23 protein-coding genes are annotated in these 22,633 nt (G+C 54.0%); 10 read left to right on the top strand and 13 right to left on the bottom strand.

The genetic code is table 11. The annotated features are described in order from the left end of the window. Positions 1-3: 3 nt before the first annotated feature. The 6 genes from QLH52_RS18860 to QLH52_RS18835 form a co-directional block, all read right to left on the bottom strand. Positions 4-618, bottom strand: coding sequence for a YfiR family protein (locus QLH52_RS18860; RefSeq protein ID WP_319962605.1), 615 nt, complete (start codon positions 616-618; stop codon positions 4-6). Positions 619-747: 129 nt separating this feature from the next. Continuing rightward, positions 748-3,210 (bottom strand): TonB-dependent siderophore receptor, encoded by a 2,463-nt coding sequence (locus QLH52_RS18855; protein WP_319962570.1) that lies wholly within the window; start codon positions 3,208-3,210, stop codon positions 748-750. A gap of 284 nt (positions 3,211-3,494) precedes the next feature. Further along, entirely contained in the window at positions 3,495-3,938 is a 444-nt protein-coding gene (locus tag QLH52_RS18850) for a roadblock/LC7 domain-containing protein (RefSeq protein ID WP_205450735.1), read from the bottom strand. A 20-nt stretch (positions 3,939-3,958) separates the two neighbouring features. Continuing rightward, positions 3,959-4,372: a roadblock/LC7 domain-containing protein gene (locus QLH52_RS18845; RefSeq protein ID WP_033155353.1), complete on the bottom strand. Its 414-nt coding sequence runs from the start codon at positions 4,370-4,372 to the stop codon at positions 3,959-3,961. Positions 4,373-4,405: 33 nt separating this feature from the next. Continuing rightward, positions 4,406-4,954: a V4R domain-containing protein gene (locus QLH52_RS18840; RefSeq protein ID WP_051669630.1), complete on the bottom strand. Its 549-nt coding sequence runs from the start codon at positions 4,952-4,954 to the stop codon at positions 4,406-4,408. A gap of 23 nt (positions 4,955-4,977) precedes the next feature. Further along, the gene (locus tag QLH52_RS18835) at positions 4,978-5,805 is read right to left on the bottom strand and encodes an OmpA family protein (RefSeq protein ID WP_319962569.1); all 828 of its coding nucleotides are present in this window, start codon (positions 5,803-5,805) and stop codon (positions 4,978-4,980) included. A gap of 318 nt (positions 5,806-6,123) precedes the next feature. On the opposite strand from QLH52_RS18835, the gene QLH52_RS18830 reads away from it, so the two are divergent. Next, positions 6,124-6,918, top strand: a complete 795-nt coding sequence (locus tag QLH52_RS18830; RefSeq protein ID WP_101055199.1) for an EAL domain-containing protein — start codon at positions 6,124-6,126, stop codon at positions 6,916-6,918. A gap of 3 nt (positions 6,919-6,921) precedes the next feature. Here QLH52_RS18830 and amrS read toward each other — a convergent pair whose 3' ends face one another. Further along, positions 6,922-8,004, bottom strand: a complete 1,083-nt coding sequence (gene amrS / locus QLH52_RS18825; protein ID WP_101055197.1) for an AmmeMemoRadiSam system radical SAM enzyme — start codon at positions 8,002-8,004, stop codon at positions 6,922-6,924. 155 nt (positions 8,005-8,159) lie between these two features. Between amrS and amrB the strand changes: the two genes are divergently transcribed. The 8 genes from amrB to QLH52_RS18785 all read left to right on the top strand — a co-directional run bounded on the left by amrB (position 8,160) and on the right by QLH52_RS18785 (position 16,792). After that, positions 8,160-8,939 carry an AmmeMemoRadiSam system protein B gene (gene amrB, locus QLH52_RS18820; protein ID WP_319962568.1) on the top strand — a complete coding sequence of 260 codons (780 nt, stop codon included), beginning with the start codon at positions 8,160-8,162 and terminating at the stop codon, positions 8,937-8,939. Then, positions 8,926-9,483 (top strand): AmmeMemoRadiSam system protein A, encoded by a 558-nt coding sequence (gene amrA / locus QLH52_RS18815; RefSeq protein WP_319962567.1) that lies wholly within the window; start codon positions 8,926-8,928, stop codon positions 9,481-9,483. Before amrB ends, amrA begins: the two co-directional genes overlap by 14 nt. A gap of 204 nt (positions 9,484-9,687) precedes the next feature. After that, positions 9,688-11,154, top strand: coding sequence for a glucose-6-phosphate dehydrogenase (gene zwf / locus QLH52_RS18810; protein ID WP_101055191.1), 1,467 nt, complete (start codon positions 9,688-9,690; stop codon positions 11,152-11,154). A gap of 31 nt (positions 11,155-11,185) precedes the next feature. Next, complete coding sequence (pgl, locus tag QLH52_RS18805; RefSeq protein ID WP_319962566.1) at positions 11,186-11,896, top strand: 6-phosphogluconolactonase; 711 nt, start codon at positions 11,186-11,188, stop codon at positions 11,894-11,896. 105 nt (positions 11,897-12,001) lie between these two features. After that, the gene (gene edd / locus QLH52_RS18800; protein WP_319962565.1) at positions 12,002-13,822 is read left to right on the top strand and encodes a phosphogluconate dehydratase; all 1,821 of its coding nucleotides are present in this window, start codon (positions 12,002-12,004) and stop codon (positions 13,820-13,822) included. 141 nt (positions 13,823-13,963) lie between these two features. Beyond that, entirely contained in the window at positions 13,964-15,409 is a 1,446-nt protein-coding gene (gnd, locus tag QLH52_RS18795; protein ID WP_319962564.1) for a decarboxylating NADP(+)-dependent phosphogluconate dehydrogenase, read from the top strand. Between the two features lie 90 nt (positions 15,410-15,499). Beyond that, positions 15,500-16,129, top strand: coding sequence for a bifunctional 4-hydroxy-2-oxoglutarate aldolase/2-dehydro-3-deoxy-phosphogluconate aldolase (locus tag QLH52_RS18790; RefSeq protein ID WP_101055183.1), 630 nt, complete (start codon positions 15,500-15,502; stop codon positions 16,127-16,129). A gap of 108 nt (positions 16,130-16,237) precedes the next feature. Next, on the top strand, positions 16,238-16,792 hold the full coding sequence (locus QLH52_RS18785; RefSeq protein ID WP_319962563.1) for a cytochrome b: 555 nt from the start codon (positions 16,238-16,240) through the stop codon (positions 16,790-16,792). Between the two features lie 54 nt (positions 16,793-16,846). Here the strand turns inward: QLH52_RS18785 and QLH52_RS18780 are convergent, their stop codons facing one another. From QLH52_RS18780 to QLH52_RS18760, 5 genes are all read right to left on the bottom strand, one after another. Continuing rightward, complete coding sequence (locus tag QLH52_RS18780; protein WP_319962562.1) at positions 16,847-17,260, bottom strand: Dabb family protein; 414 nt, start codon at positions 17,258-17,260, stop codon at positions 16,847-16,849. 61 nt (positions 17,261-17,321) lie between these two features. Further along, the gene (locus tag QLH52_RS18775; protein WP_319962561.1) at positions 17,322-18,335 is read right to left on the bottom strand and encodes a M48 family metallopeptidase; all 1,014 of its coding nucleotides are present in this window, start codon (positions 18,333-18,335) and stop codon (positions 17,322-17,324) included. Then, positions 18,336-18,542: a DUF898 family protein gene (locus QLH52_RS18770; RefSeq protein WP_275899117.1), complete on the bottom strand. Its 207-nt coding sequence runs from the start codon at positions 18,540-18,542 to the stop codon at positions 18,336-18,338. Between the two features lie 133 nt (positions 18,543-18,675). Further along, complete coding sequence (locus QLH52_RS18765; protein ID WP_205450749.1) at positions 18,676-19,041, bottom strand: DUF7092 domain-containing protein; 366 nt, start codon at positions 19,039-19,041, stop codon at positions 18,676-18,678. Beyond that, positions 19,042-20,079: a YjgN family protein gene (locus QLH52_RS18760; RefSeq protein WP_319962560.1), complete on the bottom strand. Its 1,038-nt coding sequence runs from the start codon at positions 20,077-20,079 to the stop codon at positions 19,042-19,044. Positions 20,080-20,292: 213 nt separating this feature from the next. On the opposite strand from QLH52_RS18760, the gene QLH52_RS18755 reads away from it, so the two are divergent. Then, a complete protein-coding gene (locus QLH52_RS18755) occupies positions 20,293-21,873 on the top strand; it encodes a methyl-accepting chemotaxis protein (protein ID WP_319962559.1) in 1,581 nt (526 codons plus the stop codon). A gap of 136 nt (positions 21,874-22,009) precedes the next feature. On the opposite strand, the gene QLH52_RS18750 is transcribed toward QLH52_RS18755, so the two are convergent. Continuing rightward, complete coding sequence (locus tag QLH52_RS18750; protein WP_171695937.1) at positions 22,010-22,576, bottom strand: thioredoxin family protein; 567 nt, start codon at positions 22,574-22,576, stop codon at positions 22,010-22,012. Between the last annotated feature and the right edge of the window lie 57 nt (positions 22,577-22,633).

Here is a 22,633-nt window from a genome sequence, read left to right as displayed (position 1 = left end):
GACTTATCTCATTCGGCGCAGCTCGCCGTTTTCCAAAATCTCACTGGACACTTCCAACATTTTGGTCTGAATCGTCAAGGAAACCGCTCGGGCTTGATCGAGGTTGACGCTCATCCGCACCCTATCCGTCACTTCAAATCCTATGACTCCACCATCCGGCAAGAATTCCGGCTCGTCACTGACCGTCAGAACCGGTTGCTGTTTCAACACCGCCAGCGCCGTGCGCCGCTTTGCGGCATCCGCATAAGCCATGAAAACTATCTGACACGGCGGCAATTCTGCCACCGTGGCGGCGCGAACAATGACAAAGCTGCGGCCCTGCTCGGTTCGTCCACGCAAGGTGGTTTCTAAAATATCGCCAAACGGATCGGGCCCCAGCACACCGATACACCAAGGGGCATTTCCGGCGGGAAGCGCCTGTTTCGGCCAAACCACGTAATGAGCAAAATTACGCAGAAAGGCCGCTTTTACTTTATAGGGGTTATCGACTATCACCTCCTGGCCGACTGCCAAACCCGGCAGCAACAACAGCGCAGCAAGCCAAAGGGCCGCCCTGGCATGGCGCCTCGGACATAGCTTATTGCCTGCACATTGATCGCAAGCCCCTGATGAATTCACAGTCAAAACCGCACTCCTTGCGTAACCCATCCGGCATAGCGCCCAACATCGGCAATGTCCAATACTAACCGGCTTGCCGCTGCGAAACAGTACCGATAGTCGGCTAGTGTCATAGTCTTAGCCCCGGTATCAAAACTTCACCGAAAAGTTGATCATCAACTCGCGGGGCCTGCTACGGCTGCTTTGCGAAGGCCGGTATTGTTCGTCCAGCAGGTTTTTGCCCATCAGATCCACGCTCATACTATGCCCTCCCACTTCCCAGGTATAACCGATGAGGGCGTTCAACAAAGCATAAGTCTGCCGCGAATTAGCCGGGCTATCGGGTAACAAAGTCTGATCGAAGACCAGATTGACACCGCCGCCCAAATGCAGGCCGCGCAACGCCTCAATGCTAAAGTCGTAACGTGTCCATAGATTAGCCAGATGCGGCGCACTCATTTGCAGCGGCGCGTTGTGGAAGCGATTGACGTTCTTGTAGTTAGCCAGCCCCGCTGCATCGAGCGTGCCAGGGTCTTGGGCGAGGATGGCATGATCCTGACCGCTGAATTCGGTGATCCTGGCATCCATATAGCTGTAGGACAGATACAGTTGCCAGTCGTCTGTCAGTTTAGCGGTGGCGTCCCATTCAATACCCCGGGAACGCTGTTCACCGCTTTGCAGACCGTAAATGGTGATGCCGCCGGCGGAATTGGTCAACGCCATATCGTTGACGATGTTTTTATTTAAGATCTCGAAGTAAGTCAGCGTGCTGGATAAACGACCGTCAAACCAGTCCGCTTTAATGCCGACATCGTAACCCCAGCCCTCAGTCGGCTTGGGAATCGACGTGCTACCGTCCAGATTGTTGGCCGGAAAAGTGCCCGGCACGAACGATTCCGCGTAACTGGCGAACAACGACCATTCGGGTGTCAGCTTGAAGAGCAGCCCGTATTGAGGTGTGACCGCACTTGCGGTGGCGCCCTGTGCTTGGCCGGTCAGACGGTTTGTGTATTGGCTTTCTGTTGATGTCCAGCGCCAACCGGCCAACAGCAGCAAACGGTCATCGAAAAAACCGAAGGTAGAGCTGCCGTAGACCGATTTGTCGACAGCGTTCACGTTCTCGTCCGTGAGGCTTGTCGTCAGCCGGGATAAGGGTATCGCCGTATGGCGGTTCCAGGTGTTGGGATTGCCGAGATCCCACAAAGGCAAGGGCGAAGCGGTGGGATTGCTCCCCAAGGCCGGATCATTGGGTGCCTGGCCGGCGGCGCGATGGAAGTTGCGGTCAATGTATTGACCGCCCAGCAGCAAGCGCAGACTGGCGACGCCCAGGTCATACTTACCCACGCCTTGCAGTTCTATCGTGTCGTCACGGTTGCTGTAGGCTTGCTGCCTGACTCGGCGACCCTGCATCAACGTCGTGTTATTACTCATGCCCAAGTTACCGGTAAACAGCGCATCGACATCGTATTCCAGATGCGAATAGCCGGTACGTAGATTCCAGTGTTCGTCGGCCTTAAAGTCTATCCAGGTACTGAGATTGTGGGTGTGACTATGCCGATAGTCGCTGTAAGCCATGCTGTTCCAATTGTCGGGCAAGCCCGGCACATCGACGCCGGAAAGGTTGGGGTCCGCGGCAGTGGGCAATATGCCGGCCTGCGTGTTGTAGCCGGGCTTTTGCATCAGCTGGGGCTCTTCGATCTTTTCGAAGTTTTCGTATTTTACCGAGACACTCAGGCGGTCGCTGGGTTGCCAAAGCAAAGAAGGCGAGATATTCCAGGAATGCGCATCATAAGGCTCCCAGTAATGCATATCCTGATCATAGGAAGCCGCCAGCCGGTAGAACAGGTTTTTTGTAGCCGGTCCCGTTACGTCAACATCAAAACGGTACTCACCGTAGGAACCGTAACGCGCATCCGCAGCAGCGGCAAACCGGCGCTGCGGGTTTTTGGTAATGACGTTGACGATACCGCCGGGTGCGACCTGACCGTACAGAAACGATGCCGGCCCCTTGACCACTTCAAGCCGCGAGATATTGGTGAAATCCAAAATGGACGGACCGTGGACGCCGTCGCGCAACGTGTGAATATTGCCGCCGGCCAAAGAACCCACCGCAAAGCCGCGAATGGCCAAGTTGGCATTGCCTTCGTTGAAGTCGTTGCTGCGGTAAGTGACTCCCGGCGAATAGCGGGCTATGTCGAAAATATCGCGGGGTTTTTGATCCTTGATGAACGACTCGGTAAAGGCTTGGAGCGCAAACGGCAAGTCGCTGATCGGTGCATCGAAACGGGAGCCGGACACCGAATTCGAGGCAAGGTATCCGCTATCAAGCTGGGAAGACACATCGAACGGCGACACCTTGACATTCACCAGCTCCAGCAGATCCATATCCGCCACATCCCTGCCGACCTCATCGGCCTGTTCGGAAAGACGGGTGTCGATAACAGCATCGTCAGCCGCTTTCAAATCAGTCGAAAACGTCCGGCCAGCCTTGGAATCGGCTTCAAAGTCGCCGCCGGGTTCCGCCGCCAGCGTTAATGGCTGGCGCAGCACGCTAAACACAAAAACCAGTCCGATAGACCAGCCGACGCCAAATTGAGACCCACAGTCTTTCATTTTGCATCCCCCCAGTGAGATTTATTAACCCGGCCCTTAATCATTGCCCACACCAGCCTGGACTTCGACGAGCTCAGCCCGGACGGCATACCCGCGACCATAGGGCCGGGTTAATAACGCGAAGATCTAGTTATTTTTATGAAACCGCGGGACAACACCCGCCGTTCACTAAACAGCTTAGTTCAGTTGGTAACGGAGGGCAATTTCTACGAACGTGGGGATGGGGTTTCTCGCCAGCACCCGGCGAGAAGGAAGAAACGACGGCTGGATAGACTTGCCGCCGTCTATTTAGCCTGACTTAACACAGAGGCCAGATTGACGCCCTTGGGACTGGAAATACACAAAATGATAGGCCCGACGCTGAGCATTGCCAGCTTGTTGACGGCACCGACAATGACGATCTGTTCGATCTCGCCCAAACCCAGCGAGGTTTCACCGTGCTGTGCAGCACGAATGGTTTCCTGAATAATCGCCCCGAACGCATCCATATTGGGCGCTTCCGCGGATTGGGCCAGAATCAGGCCGTCGTGGTAGGCTGCGCAAGCGCTTACGCCATTGATCTTGACCACTTTATCCACGACAGACTGCACGGCGTCAATGAATGCCGCACGCTTTAAGCGGGTGGCTTCGCTGACATTGACGATGTCGGCCGCAGGTTGCCGGCGCGCGGTGAGATAATCGTCGGCGAGCGTATCCAACTGCGCCAACTGCGATTCAAACCAATGCATAGTTAAGCTCTAGACGGCGGTTAATTGGCCAGATAACTGGTGAACAATTTTTTCAATACCGGAATGGTTTCTTTTAATTCAAACCGCACCCGCCCCAACAACGCTTCCCGCTGGGTGACCAGAGCCAAAATAAAGCCCGCGTCTATCGGCGTCGATAAAATGTAGCCGTCGTTGTTTTCGCAGATCACCATATTGGTTAAATGATGGCCGACATGTTGCGCCGCTTTGGCCGCCGCGCCGAATACCACCTGTACCGAAGCGCCGATGGCGTCGGTGTTGATTTCAAAATCGCGGTGAATATGCGTGACAAAGCCGTCGCTATCGACAATGGCCGCCGCCGACACGCCCTGGATGTTCATCAGATTGCGCAAGATGGAATCGATTTCGTTGTTCTGAGATTTGCGCGGATCGAGAAATTGGACATTACTACTCATGTTGCTCTCCTGATGCTTTTAATAATTATCAACCTACAGTAAATCGACGCGGATTAAACATGTCTTGTCGCCCAGCGCGTTGCACTTGGTTTCGGTGGCCTTTACATTACGATTGAAAAAAGTTTTGACAATACCGCCGACCATGCCGGCTTCGAAATGGCAAATAGGCGCCGACACATGATGAATACCGGCGCAGGACACGCATTCATCCACTCTTAACTCCAACACGCCCGCGGACAAGTCCACTTTATCCGGCACCACCAAACCGATACTCAACTGCCGGCACAGCAATTTGATTTTGCCGACATAGGTTTCCAGGTCTTTATCGATATTGGCGGCGGCAATTTGGCCCATCGCCAAACCCAAACTCTGGCCCGAGTGATAAACCAGCGAAGGAGCACCCTGGCCTAATATGTCTTCTACGTTGGAACCCAAAGCCACCATGCGCAAGGCTTGAAACAAGCGAATGGGAATCAGCGGGCCCAGATCGTTGCGATTTTCTATATCGAACTCGCCGGAAATAATACCGTCGAGAATTTGCTGCTGGGCTATCTGATAGTCTGATTTACTGTTTTGTATCATAGCGTCTACCCTCTTCAATTCGGTTAATTATCCACACACTGCAATTCGACCCGACGATTTAAGGCCTGGCCCTCTTTGGTATCGTTCGGCGCCGCCGGATTTCTCATACCTTCCGATGCGGTGAAGATGGCTGTTGAGCCGATACCTTTGCCGACCAACAGTCTTTTAACGGCATTAGCCCGCGTCAAGCCCAACTGCACGTTGGCGGCATCACTACCCAAATTGCAGGTATGCCCGGTTAGTTTGATCCGGCTTTGGCAGCTTCTGGCCGCGCTCAAAAGTTCGTTGCTGCTGTTCGCAGATTCCGGCGTTAATTTGCTGGAATCGAATTTGAAATACACGGTAAAAGACGGCGTGCCAGAGATTTGCGCCGCAGTATCCGGCGAGACTTTAGGAATACCCGCCGCGGTCGGCTCAGTAGGTAACTCAGGCATCGGATCCGATGTTTGCGGATTGTCGTTGGCGGATGCCGACTGTTGCGCCTCTTGCTTAGCAGCAATCGCTTGATCCGGTTTAGCGTCGGCAAGCAAGGTTGGAGCGGCTTCTGTTGAGGGCTGCGGCGCTTGGGTATCGGGGGTTGCCGGCTCAGGACCGGTGTCTGGTGTTGCTGGTTTATTCAAGGCTGAGGTCTGGGTAATAGCTGCCGGCTTTTGCGCTAAATCAGGCACTAAAACCGCCACCACGGCCAGCAAACCAATCACGCCAAGCAACCACGGCACATTGCTGCGCAAGGGTTTTTTAAAGGTTTTGTCTGATTTGCCTTGCGGATTGGCAGAACTCAGCCGCGCTTTGTCCGTAGACGGAATAATGCCATCCAGGCCGTCGTGATCGAGTGATCGAGGTTTTTTCATGGAATTCCCTTAAGTTCCGTTTGCCAGAAGCCTGCTGAATATTTGCAGGGACAGTGTGAGCAAGCACCGACTTAAATTTGTTGGGCTATCATATGCAAGTTTCCCTGCAGAATCAAAATTGATGCTGGTTCAAATAATTAAATCTTAGGATTTGACACTGAACTATTTGGGTGAACCCCGAACCGCACCATCGAATATTTGCGAAGCAAATGATGATTCGCATCAACTTCGCTACACTTGATAATGACGATTACCAGGGAAGCAAGCCTGCTCAAGCAAGGATGATCAACATCCTGACATCGATTTCGAGAATCCGTTATGCCAGAAAAAACCACGCCAAATTCGCCACAGACCAACACCAATACCGACCTGCCCAGCTGTAACCGTTGCCGAGACCTGGAAGAACTGGATTTCGATTTTAGTTTTGCCTATCAGCCCATCGTCAATTTTTTTGCCCGCACCGTTTTTGCCCACGAAGCGCTGGTGCGCGGCGTTAACGGTGAATCGGCCGCATCGATACTCGCCAAAGTCACCGATGCCAACCGCTATCGCTTCGACCAAAACTGCCGGATTAAAGCCGTGGAAGGCGCAGCGAGGTTGGGTATCCAGGAGTTTGTATCGATTAACTTCATGCCGAATGCGGTTTACCAACCCGAAGCCTGTATCCGCTCGACTTTTGAAGCCGCGCAACGCTACAACTTTTCCAAAGACCGCATCATTTTCGAAGTGATTGAAGGCGAGGATGTGTCCGACCGTCCGCATTTAATCAATATATTCACCGAATACCGGCGCTTTGGTTTTAAAACCGCTATCGACGACTTCGGCGCGGGCTACGCCGGCCTGAACCTACTCGCCGAATTCCAGCCGGATGTGCTGAAACTGGATATGGATTTGGTGCGCGACATCAATCTCAGCAAACCCAAACAGGCGATAGTGGGAGGGGTTGTGCAAATCTGCCGCGAACTCGGCATCGAAGTGCTGGCGGAAGGCATCGAAACCAAGGCCGAACGGGATTTTCTGCTGGGCTGCGGCGTCACGCTGTTTCAAGGCTATCTATTCTGCAAACCCACATTTCAGGCTATCGGCCAAATCAATCCGGATGCCTGGTCTTAAACCTTAAAACTTGACTGCCTGGCGCTTGGCGCCCCAATCGCCGGGTAAAGGATTAAACACCCCGGCACAAGAACATCCGCAAAACCGGCAGTTGCCGGCGGCATCCAAATTCCAATCCGACAGTTCGTACCAATCACGACCGATCAAAATTTTCCCGCAGCCGTGGCAATAGGTGCTCTCCGCCGATTTGTCGTGAACATTGCCGACATAGGCGTAACGCACGCCGTTTTTCAAGGCAATGCTGCGCGCCAGCAACAATGTGGACCGCGGCGTGTGCGGGGTATCCGTCATTTTCCAATCCGGATGAAACGCGGTGAAATGCATGGGCACATCCGGACCAAGATGCTCGACCACCCATTGGGTCATGGCTTCCAATTCCGCCTCGGAATCGTTGGTGCCGGGAATCAGCAACGTAGTCAACTCCAACCAGACCGGGGTTTCGTGTTTTAAATATTGCAGCGTTTCCAGCACCGCTTGCAGATGGCCACCGGTGATCTTGTGGTAAAAATCCTCGGAGAAGGCTTTTAAATCGACATTGGCCGCGTCCATGTAGCGATAAAACTCGGCGCGCGGCTCGGCGCAGACATAGCCGGCGGTCACAGCCACGGACTTCAAACCCAGCTCCCGGCAGGCTTGTGCCGTATCGATGGCGTATTCGTGGAAAATCACCGGATCGTTGTAGGTATAGGCGACGCTACTGCAACCATGTTCCAAAGCGGCCCTGGCTATTGCTTCCGGCTCGGCCCGGCTCATCAGCGTATCCATCTCCCGCGACTTGCTGATGTCCCAATTCTGGCAAAACTTGCAGGCTAAATTGCAGCCCGCGGTGCCGAAGGAAAAAATCGGCGTGCCGGGTAGAAAATGGTTTAACGGCTTTTTCTCGATGGGATCGATGGCAAAACCGCTGGAGCGGCCGTAACTGGTCATCACGATTTGACCATGCAGATTCTGCCGCACAAAGCACAAGCCGCGTTGGCCTTCATGCAATTTGCAAAAGCGCGGACACAAGTCGCACTGCACCTTGCCGTCCGCCAACACATGCCAATAACGGGTGGCTGCTGTATCCGCGCTGAGTAAAGTAGTCATGGCGATGCTCCTTGAACCCCAAGCATAAAATCGGGTCGTTATCGGCGAGAGTTAGCAGTAGAATAAACCCAAGATGGGCGGGGTATTCAATTTTTTGATGCGCCGCTATCCGCCCGGCCTCTGATCGTATTAAAACTTTAAAAAAGGATCAGCGCATGAATAGAAAACCCGCCGTAGCAGGACGGTTTTATCCTGCCCACCCCCAACAACTTCATGACGCGGTGTTCGGCTATTTGCAGGACGTACGCTCCACCGGCAAAGCGCCCAAAGCCATGATCGTGCCGCATGCCGGATACGTTTATTCCGGGCCGATAGCCGCTACCGCTTACGCCCGTTTAAAGCCCGCCGCAGCCAGCATTACCCGCGTGGTATTGATCGGCCCTTCGCATCACGTGGCGTTTCGCGGCTTGGCAGTCAGCAGAACCCACGCTTACACCACCCCGCTCGGCGATGTTGAGGTAGACCAGGCCGCTATCGAGGCCTTAGTGAGTTTGCCGTTTGTCGAATACATCGAACAAGCCCACACGCTGGAACACAGCCTGGAAGTACATCTGCCGTTTCTGCAATCGGTTTTACAGCAATTCACACTGGTCCCCATCGTGGCCGGCGACGCCAGTCCCGAACTAGTCAGCCAGGCGCTGGAGCTGTTGTGGGGCGGCGATGAAACCTTGCTGATCATCAGCTCCGATCTTAGCCATTATCACGACTACGACACCGCCAAACGTCTGGATCAAGCGACTAGCCGAATGATAGAGCAGTTGCAATACAACGAAATTTGCGGTGAGGCCGCCTGCGGCAAGGTGCCGGTCAACGGCTTGTTGAAGCTACTGAAACAAAAAGGTCTGTCTATTAAAACCATAGATCTGCGCAATTCCGGCGACACGGCCGGAAACAAACAGCAAGTGGTGGGATACGGTGCCTATGTCGTTGACTGAAACCTCGCAAAATCGCTTGCTGGCACTAGCCCGGCAATCCATAGCCCACGGCCTGCAAACCGGTCGGCCGTTACCGGTCGATTTGGATGCTTATCCAGCGGAATTACGCGAAATCCGCGCGACTTTCGTCACCCTGGAAAGCCGTGGCCAATTGCGCGGCTGTATCGGCATGCTGGAAGCGGTAAGGCCTCTGGCGGAAGATGTGGCCGAAAATGCCTTTGCGGCAGCGTTCCGGGACCGGCGCTTTCCGCCATTAGCCGCTGGTGAACTGGCCGATCTTGACTTACATATCTCCGTGCTTAGCCCCGCCGTAGCGCTGACATTTTTGTCCGAAGCGGATCTGATCGCGCAACTGCGCCCCGGCATAGACGGCATCATTTTGCAGGAAGGCGCCCGGCGCGGCACCTTCCTGCCCTCGGTGTGGGAAGATTTACCCAACCCCACCGAGTTTTTACAACACTTAAAACAAAAGGCCGGCTTACCCGCCGCCTATTGGTCTGACAAGATACAAGCCTATCGTTATACCACCGAGATGTTCGGCTAGCAGTCAAGCGTTTTGTGCGCCGCCAACCCCTATAAATCCGGCCTTGGCGGCCTTTGATCTTGTTCCAAACCGACAACGAACATTATAATGGCGGCATTTTCGACTGATCCGGGCTCAGAGTTTCCTGCAACGTGCGTTTAGTTTGCGCGCGGAAATCGACATGCCAAAGCCGATCAACCCTCTTCTTCATTCCTAGTATCACTGATGAAAAATCAAAATTACAAACCTTGCGACCTGGTGATTTACGGCGCATTGGGTGACCTATCGAAACGAAAGTTACTAATTTCGTTGTATCGTCTGGAAAAATCCAATTTGCTGGAAGCCGATACCCGGATTATCGGCGTCGACCGTTTGGAGGAAACCAGCGAAGGCTTCGTCCAAATTGCCCATAACAGCCTGAAATCGTTCTTAAACAAAGAGATAAACCCGGAAATCTGGGAGCGGCTGTCGCAAAGATTATCGTACTTGAAAATCGACCTGACTCAACCGGAGCAATATCTGCAGTTGAATGCCGCAGTCGATCCGGAAAAGCGGGTGATGGTTAACTATTTTGCGGTAGCGCCGTTTCTATTCAAAAGTATCTGCCAGGGTTTGCAAAGCTGCGGCGTATTGACCGCCGAATCGCGGATGGTGATGGAAAAGCCCATCGGCCACGACTTGAAGTCTTCCAAGGAGATCAACGACGTCGTCGAAGAAGTCTTCCAGGAAGATCAGGTCTATCGTATCGACCACTACCTGGGCAAAGAGACGGTACTGAATCTGCTGGCCCTGCGTTTTGCCAACTCGATTTTCACTACCAACTGGAACCACAACACCATCGACCATATCCAGATTACGGTGGGTGAAGACATCGGCATCGAAGGCCGCTGGGAATACTTTGATAAAACCGGCCAGTTGCGCGACATGCTGCAAAATCACTTACTGCAAATTCTGACTTTCGTCGCGATGGAGCCGCCGGCCGATCTGGAAGCGGAAAGCATCCATATGGAAAAAATCAAGGTCTTGAAAGCCTTACGGCCAATTACCGCGCGCAATGTCGAGGAAAAAACCGTGCGCGGCCAATACACCGCCGGTTTCATTAAAGGCGCGGCGGTGCCGGGTTATCTGGAAGAGGAAGGCGCCAACAAGGAAAGCACCACCGAGAGCTTCGTGGCAATTAGGGTAGACATTGATAACTGGCGTTGGGCCGGCGTACCGTTTTATATGCGCACCGGCAAACGCATGCCCAATAAACGTACGGAAATCGTCGTCAACTTCAAACAATTGCCGCACAACATTTTCAAAGACAGCTTCCGCGATTTGCCGGCCAACAAATTGGTGATTCATTTGCAGCCCAATGAAGGTGTGGACGTCGTGATGTTGAACAAAGTGCCGGGCATAGACGGTAATATCAAATTGCAACAAACCAAGCTGGACTTGAGTTTTTCGGAAACCTTCAAGAAAAACAGTATTTTCGGCGGCTACGAAAAACTGATTCTGGAAGCCCTGCGCGGGAATACCACGCTGTTTTTAAGCCGCGAGGAAATCGAACAAGCCTGGGCCTGGGTCGATTCGATCCAAGACGCCTGGGCGCAAAACCACAGCGCTCCAAAATCTTACCCGGCTGGCAGCTGGGGGCCGATTGCCTCCGTGGCATTATTGGCCCGCGACGGCCGCGCCTGGGAAGAGTAATCAATCTGTATCCATCACGAGAACAACGAACATGGTTAGAGAATTTTTTTTCGAACAACGTAACCACCTGTTTACCGCCTTGGTGGCCGAATGCCAGGATGTGTTATCCGAAGCCGTCAGCAAACACGGTCAAGCCACTTTATTGGTGTCGGGCGGCAGCACCCCTGCCCCGCTTTATGAAGCTTTGTCCAAATCTGACTTGAATTGGAAAAAAATCAAGGTGGCGCTGGTGGACGAACGCTGGGTGGACAATCAACACAGCGCCAGCAACGAAGCTTTGATTCGCCGCAGCCTGCTGATCAACAACGCCAAAAACGTTGAGTTTATCGGCATGAAAACCCCGGCTACCAAGGCCAAACAAGGTCAGGCCGAGGCTGAAGGCCGCTACGCCAAACTGCCGCAGCCTTTCACGCTGAGCATCGTCGGCATGGGCCCGGACGGTCATACCGCTTCGCTGTTTCCGCACGCAGAAGGTCTGGCCAACGCATTGAGTGAGGACAATCAAAATCTGACCGCGGCCATCACCGCCATTCAAAGCGAAGTGACCGGCGCCAATACAGAACGCCTGACCCTGACCCGCAACGCTTTATTAAAGTCGGAACGCATCGTGATTTTGTTTACCGGCGAAGATAAGTTAGCGGTGTTCAACAGCGCCCAGAAACAGGGCCCGGTAGAGGACATGCCGATTCGGGCCTTATTGAATCAGGAAGACGTGCCGGTGGAATTGTACTGGGCACCTTAGCCGCTTAAATTTAGGGTGGGTTAGACGCGCATAACCCGATCACTCTCGATTCCAAAACGCCGTTCGGCGCGTCGACACCACCCCATCTGCTGCCCTGGAGAGCTTATGCATCCTGTTTTAGAAAAAGTGACCGCCGACGTGGTGGAACGTAGCCGGGAAAGCCGCGCTGCTTATCTGGCCCGCATCGACGCCGCCATTGCCAACGGCCCGCAACGTACCAATCTGCCTTGCGCGAATCTGGCCCACGGTTTTGCCGTCTGTTCGGCGGCTGAAAAAGACGCTCTGTCGCATGCCGTGAAAGCCAACGTCGGCATTATCTCTGCCTACAACGACATGCTGTCGGCACACGAACCGTACCAACACTACCCGGAACTGATCAAACAAGCCGTGCGCGAAGCCGGCGGCGTCGCCCAGTTCGCCGGCGGCGTGCCGGCCATGTGCGACGGCGTCACCCAAGGCATGCCGGGCATGGAATTATCGCTGTTCAGCCGCGACGTGATTGCTTTATCCACGGCGATTGGCTTGAGCCATAACATGTTCGACGCCGCCTTGTATTTGGGCGTCTGCGACAAAATCGTGCCCGGCTTGCTGATCGGCGCCTTGAGTTTCGGCCACTTGCCTGCGGTTTTTGTGCCCGCCGGGCCGATGACTACCGGCATCTCCAACAAGGAAAAATCCCGCACCCGGCAAAAATTCGCCGAAGGTAAAGTCGGCGAAAAAGAACTGCTGGAATCGGAATCCAAGGCCTACCACAGCCCCGGCACCTGCACCTTTTACGGCACCGCCAACAGCAATCAGATGATGGTGGAAATCATGGGTCTGCACTTGCCGGGCAGTTCTTTCGTCAACCCGTACACCCCGCTGCGCGACGAATTAACCAAAGCCGCTGCCAAACAAGTGTTGAAGTTCACCGCGCTGGGTGACGACTTCCGGCCGATTGCCCATGTCGTCAACGAAAAAGCCATCATCAACGCGATTATCGGCTTACTGGCGACGGGCGGCTCGACCAATCACACCATCCATTTGATCGCCATCGCCCGCGCGGCCGGCATTATCATCAACTGGGACGATTTCGATAATCTATCCAAAGCCATCCCGCTATTGACCAAGATTTACCCGAACGGTCCGGCCGACGTCAACCAGTTCCAAGCTGCCGGCGGCATGGGCTTACTGATTCAGGAATTGCTCGAGCATGGTTTACTGCACGGAGACATTTTGACCATAGGCGACCAGCGCGGCATGGCGCAATACAGCCAAGTGCCGACGCTGAACGACGGCAAGCTCAGCTGGGAAGCAGGGCCAGCGGTTTCGCTGGATCTGGATGTAATTAGCAGTGTGGCACAACCCTTCGCTGCGGGCGGCGGTCTGCACGTGATGCACGGCAACCTGGGCCGCGGCGTCTCAAAAATTTCCGCGGTCGCGGAAAAGCATCAGGTGGTTACCGCACCGGCAATGGTGTTCGACGACCAACTGGACGTGGTGGCTGCCTTCAAACGCGGCGAACTGGAAAAAGACGTGATCGTGGTGTTGCGCTTCCAGGGCCCAAAAGCCAACGGCATGCCGGAATTGCATAAATTGACGCCGGTATTGGGCGTATTGCAAGACCGCGGCTTTCATGTCGCCTTGGTCACGGACGGCCGCATGTCCGGCGCGTCCGGCAAGGTGCCATCGGCGATCCACATGTGGCCGGAATGCATAGACGGCGGTCCGCTGGCTAAAGTCCGCGACGGCGACATCATTGCCTTAAACACCCAAACCGGCGAAGTCAACGTCCAAGTGGATCAAGCCGAATTCGATGCCCGGGTGCCGACTGCCAACAGCGCTACCGGCCATCATTTTGGTATGGGTCGCGAACTGTTTGGCGCAATGCGGGCAAACGCATCGACTTCGGAAACCGGAGCGACCAATCTGTTTTTCGTGGATTGAGATTCACACGCTTTAAGCAATGCCGTCTTAGTTTCACTTTGCCAAATCCGTCCTTCCACGGAAGGACGACTTTCTTGAAACCAGAATTAAGCAACATTGTGTCATCACCCCACAACGACAACGTTTACAGCAGGCAAACACATGAAAGCAAATATTGGTTTAATCGGCTTGGCGGTCATGGGACAGAATTTGGTTCTGAACATGAACGACCACGGTTTCAAAGTGGCGGTGTATAACCGCACCACCAGCAAAGTCGATGAGTTTCTCGACGGCCCGGCTAAAAACACCCAAGTCATCGGTACGCATTCTCTGGAAGAGCTGGTCAACAGCCTGGAATCGCCGCGCAAGGTGATGTTAATGGTCAAGGCCGGCACTGTCGTCGATCAATATATCGACGACTTGCTGCCCTTGCTGTCAGCCGGCGACATCATCATCGACGGCGGCAATTCGCTGTTTACCGACACCAACCGCCGCACCCAATATTTGCAGGAAAAAGGCCTGCTCTACGTAGGCACCGGCGTATCCGGCGGCGAAGAAGGCGCCCGGCACGGCCCTTCCATCATGCCCGGCGGTAACCAAGCAGCCTGGCCGGCGGTTAAGCCGATTTTCCAAGCCATCAGCGCCCATGTCGACGGCGACCCTTGCTGCGAATGGGTCGGCGATAACGGCGCCGGTCACTATGTAAAAATGGTGCATAACGGCATCGAGTACGGCGACATGCAGCTCATTTGCGAGGCTTATCAATTGCTGGCTGAAGGCTTGAACTTGAGCACCGACGAGATGCAAGCGATTTTTGCTGAGTGGAATCAAGGCGAATTAAGCTCGTATTTGATCGAAATCACCGCCAATATCCTGGCATACAAAGAAGACAACGGCCAAACTTTACTGAACAGCATCCTGGATACCGCCGGCCAAAAAGGCACCGGCAAATGGACCGGCATCAATGCGCTGGACCTAGGTATCCCACTAACCCTGATCGGCGAATCGGTCTTTGCCCGTTGCCTATCCGCGCAAAAAGACGAACGCATCCGCGCCGCCCAAGCCTTGCCGAAAACCAGCGCCAGCTTTAGCGGCGACAAAGCGGCGATGATTCAGGCCATTCGCCAGGCCTTGTACGCCTCTAAAATCATTTCCTATGCGCAAGGCTTTAGGTTGATGCGCGAAGCCGCCAAAGAATACAAACTGGCGCTGAATTACGGCGACATTGCCTTGATGTGGCGCGGCGGCTGTATTATTCGCAGCCAGTTTTTGAACGACATCAAACAGGCTTACCAGCAAAATCCCGATCTGGAAAATTTGCTGCTGGCCGACTTCTTCGTCGAAGCGATGAAGCAAGCCGAAGCGGGCTGGCGCCAAGCGGTGATTTTGGGCATACAATTGGGCATCCCGACGCCGGCCTTCTCCTCCGCCCTGGCTTATTTCGACGGCTACCGCACCGAACGGCTGCCCGCCAATCTGCTGCAAGCGCAAAGAGACTATTTCGGCGCCCATTCGTACGAACGCATCGACCGGCCCAGAGGCGAGTTTTTTCATACCGACTGGACCGGACACGGCGGCAAAACCGCATCGACAACCTATACGGTTTAGGGCTTACCCATTAGACCGTTGTCGTTTTGTCAAACACGCACGCTTCACGGCGTGGGTTTTCCAAGCACCCTCACATTAGGAAAATAACAAATGACCGTATCAATAAAAGAAGTCATGACCACCTCCCCGGTAATGCCGGTGATGGTAATCAATCAACTGGAACAAGCCGTGCCACTGGCGCGCGCGTTGGTTGAAGGTGGATTGAAAGTATTGGAAATCACCTTACGGACGCCCGTAGCACTGGACGCTATCCGCCGCATCAAAGCCGAAGTACCGGGCGCGATTGTCGGTGCCGGCACCATCATTAATACCCAAACCCTGAAAAACGCGATTGATGCCGGCGCGGAATTTATCGTCAGCCCCGGCGTCACCGACAGCTTGCTGGATGCGGCTCTGGCTTCCGGCGTGCCGATTTTGCCTGGCGTCATCACCCCCAGCGAGGTGATGCGTTTGATGGACAGAGGCATTACCGCGATGAAGTTTTTCCCGGCCGAAGCGGCGGGCGGCATCCCAATGCTGAAATCCATCGGCGGCCCGCTGCCGCAAGTGACCTTCTGCCCGACCGGCGGCGTCAATCCGAAAAACGCGGTGGAATATCTGGCGCTAAGTAATGTGGCCTGTGTCGGCGGCTCCTGGATGGCACCGTCCGAGCTGGTCGATGCCGGCGATTGGGCGGAAATCACCCGCCGCGCCGCAGAAGCCTCCGCTTTGAAAAAATAAACCCATCGCTAGGTTTTTAAATCATCCAGTCGCGGGCATCGTTTGGCAAATCGGCTCATTGCAAATTCGGCGTATTATCATTTTCTCGGAAAAAAGGAGTAATTAACGATGCAAAACCATGCAAACGAACGCTATGGCACGATGACGATTGCCTTGCACTGGCTGACATTCATCGTGATGGCAGCCGGGTATGCCTGTATCGAGCTACGCGAGTTGTTCCCCAAAGGCAGCGACCCGCGTGAAACCATGAAAGCCTTGCATTTTATGCTGGGTTTATTGGTGTTAATGCTGCTGTTACCGAGACTGGGTTTCCGTCTGGCCGGCCCCACACCGGCCATATCGCCGGAACCGCCGGCCTGGCAACGGCAGGCGGCACGTCTGGTGCATCTATTGCTTTATGGATTGATGTTGGGAATGCCGATAGCCGGCTGGTTGGCATTAAGCGCGGCAGGTAAAACAATTCCATTCTTTGGCCTGGAGTTGCCGGCGCTGATCGCCGAAAACAAGGAACTGGCCAAAACGATCAAAGAAATACACGAAACGGGCGGAGTGATCGGCTATTACCTGATTGGCTTACACGTATCGGCGGTACTATTTCATCATTACGTGCAGCGCGACAACACCTTAAGCCACATGCTGCCGGCGCTGAAGAAGCCAGACTGATACTGTCCAGCCATTCCTGGCTACAAATCCGGGAAACGGCTGGTCACAACGTCATTACTCGATAAAATCATAAACCTTATATTTATCCACCAAGGGCCGCAGCACCTGTTGCGCCACACGCAGATATTCCGGATTCTGTAAAAACGCCTCGTAAGCCTGCTGGCTTTCGTAAATGCCGGATACGGCCACATCATAGCTTTCATCTAAGGCAGCATTCGCGCGTCCACGCTTAATCGCCGCCGGTGTACCGACATCGTAAGCCAGCACGCCCGGCAATTTCGCCAAGCCTGCACTCTGTTGAATATAGTGTTGGCGCAGCTGTTCGTCTCCAGCCTGTTTCAACCAAACGATAACCACGTGATGCACTTTGCGATTTTGCGCCTGCTGGTCTGGTTTGGCAGTATAGGCACAACCGGTTCCGCCGGCTGCCAGCAGCCCCGCCAGCGCGAGGACATAAAGACGTTTCATGGTGTTTTATTCTCCTGATACCTATAAATGGATAGCCAAAATACTCCGGCTACCGAGCATTTTACAGCCCGCGCAAGCGTTTGATCCGTTCTTCGGTATTGGGATGGCTGGATAAATAATCCAGCGCTTCAAGCGATTCTACGGGTTGTTTGGGTACTGTGGTTTGATGGGCGGCCTCCAGTTTTTCCAATATATCGGCCAGCCGACTGACCGGAATAGCGTTGGCGCGCAACAGTTCTGCGGCAAAAGCGTCGGCACGGCGTTCAAAATCGCGCGAATAGCGGGTTTGTAATAATACGGTCGGCGCGACGGCCAGCAGACTGCTGACATCGCCAATGTACCAAGCCATCGCCAAACCCACCACAGAAGCCTGTAGCATTTGCCGCAGAGCATGTTTTTCGTGGACATGGCCCATTTCGTGGGCCAGCACCGCCAAAATTTCTTGGTCGTTGCTCGCCAAACTCACTAAGTCGTCGAGCAGCAGCACGTTGCCGCCCGGTAACGCGAAAGCGTTGGCACCCAATGTCGGGCTAGCGCGAAATTCAATATGCGCCGGTCTATCCTCACCCGGCGGCAAAGCCAAGCGCTGCCAGCCATCCTGAATAGTTTGCCGACGTTCGTCGGATAGTGTGCTGGGCTTCAATAAGGTTTGATCAAGGCTGGCGAAAAACTGCGTATCCATCCGTTCCAGCAAATAAACCGGCACTTGGTCCGCCGCCGCCCGCGCCGCATAAGGTAATCCAAACAAATACGCAACAACGAGCAGGCTCAAAGTTAACAGCAGCGCCGCCAACGCATACCACCAACTATTTTCCATACCCGCTACCGCGCTACTACCTGCATCCTGCAACATCTCGGCAAAGCCTTGCCGGTCGGCGACTTCGCAACGGCCGCCGTCGGCGAACAGAATCAGGCGCGGCGTGCTGCCGAGCGGTGGCGGAATTTTCAGACTGGCTAAATCTTCGCGGCGGACAATGTCCCTGCCCTGCAACAATAATTTGTCACCCTCTAAGCAGAGGGTAACAGGGTGCGGCCGGGCTTGCCGCCCGTCGTAGTAAACGGCCGTAAGCAACATTTACAAGGCAATATCGAAATCAAACATCTCGGCCATTTCCTCGCCGGCGGCAGACGTATTAGTCTGCAAACCGGCCACAAACTCGTCGATGCTGCCGCGTGGCAATAATGCGACGCGCTCGATGCGATACAGCACCAAGCGAATAGCGGCAAACTGCTTGTACAAGCCCAAAGTCCACAGTACATTACCAAACATAATACCCACCATCTCCCGCGCCACAAACCGGGCCTAAAAACCAAGCGGTCCAAATTGCGTGTTATTTCTGACTAAGTTCTGCGAACGCGCCGCGACGCAGGGATAGGCCAGTAAAAACAAGGCCAAATAAGTACCCCAAAAACACTCATCGCATCCACATGATGTGCAGAGTCAGATGCTGCAGAGCAAACAAATACAACGCGACAAGCAGACTCAAAGTTAACAACAACACTGCCAACGCATACCACCAGCTATTTTCCATACCGGCCAGTGCTCTATCCGGCAACATCTCGGCAAAACCTTGTCGATCTGCCACTTCACAACGGCCGCCATCGGCGAACAAAATCAGGCGCGGCGTGCTGCCGAGCGGCGGCGGAATTTTCAGACTGGCTAAATTTTCGCGCCGCACAATCTCCCGGCCCTGCAACAACAGCTTGTCGCCCTCAACACAGAGGGTAACGGGATGCGGCCGGGCTTGCCGCCCGTCGTAGTAAACGGCCGTAAGCAACATTTACAAGGCAATATCGAAATCAAACATCTCGGCCATTTCCTCGCCGGCGACAGACCTATTAGTCTGCAAACCGGCCACAAACTCGTCGATGCTGCCGCGTGGCAATAATGCGACGCGCTCGATGCGATAGCGCGCCAAACGAATATCAGCAAACGGCTTGTACAGCCCAAAGGTCAGCAAAGTCAACAGGACGTTGCTAAACATAATACCCAGCATCTCCCTCGCTTGAAGCTGGGCCTGAAACCCGTGCGGACCCAATTGCGTGCTATTCCAGACTAAGTTCTGCAGACGCGCCGCGACATAGGGATAAGCCAGTAAAAACAAGGCCAAATAGGTGCCTATCGCGGCTACCAATACACTCATCGCCACTAATTGCTCAGCCTCGACCGGAATCAGCTCCTTGCTACCCAGCAACATAACGCTGACCATCAGGCCGGCAAACACCAGCACACCTATGAATATCGTCATCAGATAGATGCGGTAGTAGGCGCCAATGCCGGCAAAGAATTTAAAAAACTCATTACCGTACGTGCTGTTTTCCCGGTTGTAACGAGCCATGCGCTGTTGCGCCAGCGGCCACAGCAACCCCAGAGTCAAAGCCGATAATACCGGCAATAGCAGAAAATTGAAGTACGCCTCTCCGGTGCTGCCATGAAACGCAAAACGTAAGCCTCGGTAACTGGTGTTATGCATTCTAAAGCGGAGCGAACGCATCAACAGCCAGGGCATCACCGATACGATCACCAGCAAAATTGCCAAGCCTGCAACCCGATCGAATTCACCGACCAAGGTATAACCAGCAAACAACAGAAAAGCGACGATGCGTCCTTTCAAGATCGCCTTGGGATCGCCGTGGTAGTCAAAACCCGCACCGGCTAAGGTAGTGTGGCGGTAAAAATATTGGTTACGTTTGACTTTGGCCCAGGCTGAGTAAACGCCCAAGGTGACGATACTCAAGCAGACATTGACGATCCAAATCCGGAAATACTCGCCACCGCTGCCGCTGAATTGCAACTGCCGTGATTGATATTCTGTCATTTCCATCCTCATTTTAGGTTTTTCCGTTGCAAGCATAGTGCATCGCCGCTATCTAACAATAAAAACGGCCTGCAGATAACACACGCTAGTCAGGGGCCGGCTTTTGCAATCGCCGTAAAGCCTTTTATACTTCGTCGACAAAAGCGGTGCAGACCAGTCAGCCAGCGCTTGCGTGGGAACTTACCTTTCTATCTCTGCCGACCCGGTACAAAAATGAGAAAAAACCTACCCGTTACCCAACGTGAATTGATTTACTCAGCTTCGGCTACCATCACCTCCGGGACCGATTCCGCCGGCAAGATCAATTATGTTAACCAAGATTTTTTGAACACTAGCGGCTTTAGCGAGGCAGAGCTGTTAAACCAGAGCCATAACATCGTTCGCCATCCCGACATGCCTTCCGCCGCATTCGCCGATTTGTGGCAAACCGTGAAGAGCGGCCGGCCATGGATGGGAATTGTCAAAAATCGCTGTAAAAACGGCGACCATTACTGGGTGGATGCTTTTGTCACCCCGCGCTTCGAAAATAGCAAGATTGTCGGTTACGAATCGGTGCGGGTTAAACCGGACGTGACCTGCGTGACCCGCGCCAATACTGTCTACGAAAAGCTGAACCACGGCAAAAATATCGATTCGCCTTTGAGCCGCATCGGTTTGTCCGGCAAACTGACCGGCGGTTTTGCAGTGATTCAATTAATCACCGCCATCAACCTTTATCTGAGCGAAACGTGCAGTTTTGGCGTAGCGACAGCAATCTTCGCCGGCCCCTTAGCGGTCGGTTATGCCTGGGTTTGGCTTGTATTACAACCTTTAAAAGACGCAGCGGCGGAAGCGCGCCGGGTGATCGACAATCCGGTGATGCAGCAGATTTACACCGCCGATGGCGGCGAAGTTGGACAATTACTGTTGGCGGTGAAGCTGTTAAAAGCCAAATCCCGAACCATCATACGCCGTCTAACTCAAGCCACAGAACCCTTGGCAGGTAAAGCCGATACGAGCTACCAGGCAGTCAGCCAAGTTAGCGCAGCGATGGATAGACAGCTGGCGGAAATTGAACAGATTGCCTCGGCGATACACCAAATGAGCGCCACCGTCAGCGAGGTCGCCCGCAGCGCCGCCAACGCCGCTCAAGCCGCCAATGATGTCAATCGGCAATCGCAAGAAACGCTTTCGCGGGTCAACAATACCATCCAAATGATAGACCGCTTAGTGGTCGCGGTCGGCCAAGCCGAAACAGTCATTAAAATTGTGGCCGATCACAGCAAGAAAATCGGCGGCGTCCTTGATGTGATTCAAGGGATTGCCGAGCAAACTAACCTGTTGGCGCTGAATGCCGCCATCGAAGCAGCGCGCGCCGGCGAACAAGGCCGGGGATTTGCCGTCGTGGCCGACGAAGTCAGAACCTTGGCCGGACGCACGCAAAAATCCACGGAGGAAATCCATAAAATGATCGACGGCCTGCGCTCCGGCGTCAATAACGCCGTACAGGAAATGGCTAAAGTCAGGGAAATGGCGGCAACCGGCGCGGAACACGGAAAAAACTCCACCGAATCGCTGCAACAAACCACACTGTCGGTCAATATCATTAACGACATGATCGTGCAGATCGCCAGCGCCGCTGAACAGCAACATATTGTTTCCGAAGAAATTTCCAGAACGGTAGAAGCCGTCGGCAGCTTATCGCGACAAACCACAGAGCATGCGGTTCATGCCAGTACGGCCAGCGGCGGTGTCTCGGCACTCAGCAAAGAGCTGGATATGTTGGTTGAGCAATTCGACGACGTACCACGCTAAAAACGCACCGTGCCGAAGACTGGGGGCAATGATTTGTCAGCCTGAATACACCCCTGCGCAAGCCGCCGCCAGAAAAGTTCAAAAACCTGAGCGGCGGTTTTTACCGAAGTGACAACGGATTGCGGATTACCGGCATTTACTCCGCAAGTTTCCATTTGATGTTACAGCCGATGCTGGGAATTTGTATCGTATCGACAGGCTTTCCCGCCAGTAAGTTATCCAGGGCATTGCGCAAATCTTCGCCGGTAACCGGCACATCGTTCTTCGGCGTGGCGCCATCCAGGCGGCCCCGATAAACGCAAGCCAAATCGGCATCGAACAGATAAATATCCGGGGTGCAGGCTGCCTGGTAGGCTTTGGCCACCGCCTGCGATTCGTCGTACAAATACGCGGCAAAAGGATGTCCCCAGTCTGCCATCATCTGCTGCATTTTATCCGGCGCATCCTGCGGATAGTTTTCGATGTCATTGGCACTGATCGCCACCGTCGAAATGCCTGAGGCCGCGTATTGCCGGGCAATGGCGATCAATTGCTCTTTGACGTGCAACACATACGGGCAGTGGTTGCAGATAAACAAAATCAAAGTGCCGCGTTCGCCTTTCAAGTCCTGCAAAGCATACTCGCGGCCGGTCACGGTGTCCGGCAAACAAAAGTCCGGGGCGATACTGCCCAGAGGCAGCATAGTGGAGGCTGTCGCGGCCATGGCTAATCCTGTTGAGTCAAAACAAGACTAGAATTATAAAACAGCCCGCCCCCGGAA

Source organism: Methylomonas defluvii (assembly GCF_033949435.1).
GTDB classification, from domain to species: domain Bacteria; phylum Pseudomonadota; class Gammaproteobacteria; order Methylococcales; family Methylomonadaceae; genus Methylomonas; species Methylomonas defluvii.
The sequence above is the reverse complement of the archived record's forward strand: the minus strand, read 5'-3'. Positions and strand labels throughout refer to the sequence as shown.

Excerpts from the sequence above, each read along its gene's own strand:
- QLH52_RS18855 (WP_319962570.1), bottom strand. The coding sequence starts at position 3,210 with ATGAAAGACTGTGGGTCTCAATTTGGCGTCGGCTGGTCTATCGGACTG.
- QLH52_RS18850 (WP_205450735.1), bottom strand. The coding sequence starts at position 3,938 with ATGCATTGGTTTGAATCGCAGTTGGCGCAGTTGGATACGCTCGCCGAC.
- QLH52_RS18845 (WP_033155353.1), bottom strand. The coding sequence starts at position 4,372 with ATGAGTAGTAATGTCCAATTTCTCGATCCGCGCAAATCTCAGAACAAC.
- QLH52_RS18840 (WP_051669630.1), bottom strand. The coding sequence starts at position 4,954 with ATGATACAAAACAGTAAATCAGACTATCAGATAGCCCAGCAGCAAATT.
- QLH52_RS18835 (WP_319962569.1), bottom strand. The coding sequence starts at position 5,805 with ATGAAAAAACCTCGATCACTCGATCACGACGGCCTGGATGGCATTATT.
- QLH52_RS18830 (WP_101055199.1), top strand. The coding sequence starts at position 6,124 with ATGCCAGAAAAAACCACGCCAAATTCGCCACAGACCAACACCAATACC.
- amrS (WP_101055197.1), bottom strand. The coding sequence starts at position 8,004 with ATGACTACTTTACTCAGCGCGGATACAGCAGCCACCCGTTATTGGCAT.
- amrB (WP_319962568.1), top strand. The coding sequence starts at position 8,160 with ATGAATAGAAAACCCGCCGTAGCAGGACGGTTTTATCCTGCCCACCCC.
- amrA (WP_319962567.1), top strand. The coding sequence starts at position 8,926 with ATGTCGTTGACTGAAACCTCGCAAAATCGCTTGCTGGCACTAGCCCGG.
- zwf (WP_101055191.1), top strand. The coding sequence starts at position 9,688 with ATGAAAAATCAAAATTACAAACCTTGCGACCTGGTGATTTACGGCGCA.
- pgl (WP_319962566.1), top strand. The coding sequence starts at position 11,186 with ATGGTTAGAGAATTTTTTTTCGAACAACGTAACCACCTGTTTACCGCC.
- edd (WP_319962565.1), top strand. The coding sequence starts at position 12,002 with ATGCATCCTGTTTTAGAAAAAGTGACCGCCGACGTGGTGGAACGTAGC.
- gnd (WP_319962564.1), top strand. The coding sequence starts at position 13,964 with ATGAAAGCAAATATTGGTTTAATCGGCTTGGCGGTCATGGGACAGAAT.
- QLH52_RS18790 (WP_101055183.1), top strand. The coding sequence starts at position 15,500 with ATGACCGTATCAATAAAAGAAGTCATGACCACCTCCCCGGTAATGCCG.
- QLH52_RS18785 (WP_319962563.1), top strand. The coding sequence starts at position 16,238 with ATGCAAAACCATGCAAACGAACGCTATGGCACGATGACGATTGCCTTG.
- QLH52_RS18780 (WP_319962562.1), bottom strand. The coding sequence starts at position 17,260 with ATGAAACGTCTTTATGTCCTCGCGCTGGCGGGGCTGCTGGCAGCCGGC.
- QLH52_RS18775 (WP_319962561.1), bottom strand. The coding sequence starts at position 18,335 with ATGTTGCTTACGGCCGTTTACTACGACGGGCGGCAAGCCCGGCCGCAC.
- QLH52_RS18770 (WP_275899117.1), bottom strand. The coding sequence starts at position 18,542 with ATGGTGGGTATTATGTTTGGTAATGTACTGTGGACTTTGGGCTTGTAC.
- QLH52_RS18765 (WP_205450749.1), bottom strand. The coding sequence starts at position 19,041 with ATGTTGCTTACGGCCGTTTACTACGACGGGCGGCAAGCCCGGCCGCAT.
- QLH52_RS18760 (WP_319962560.1), bottom strand. The coding sequence starts at position 20,079 with ATGACAGAATATCAATCACGGCAGTTGCAATTCAGCGGCAGCGGTGGC.
- QLH52_RS18755 (WP_319962559.1), top strand. The coding sequence starts at position 20,293 with ATGAGAAAAAACCTACCCGTTACCCAACGTGAATTGATTTACTCAGCT.
- QLH52_RS18750 (WP_171695937.1), bottom strand. The coding sequence starts at position 22,576 with ATGGCCGCGACAGCCTCCACTATGCTGCCTCTGGGCAGTATCGCCCCG.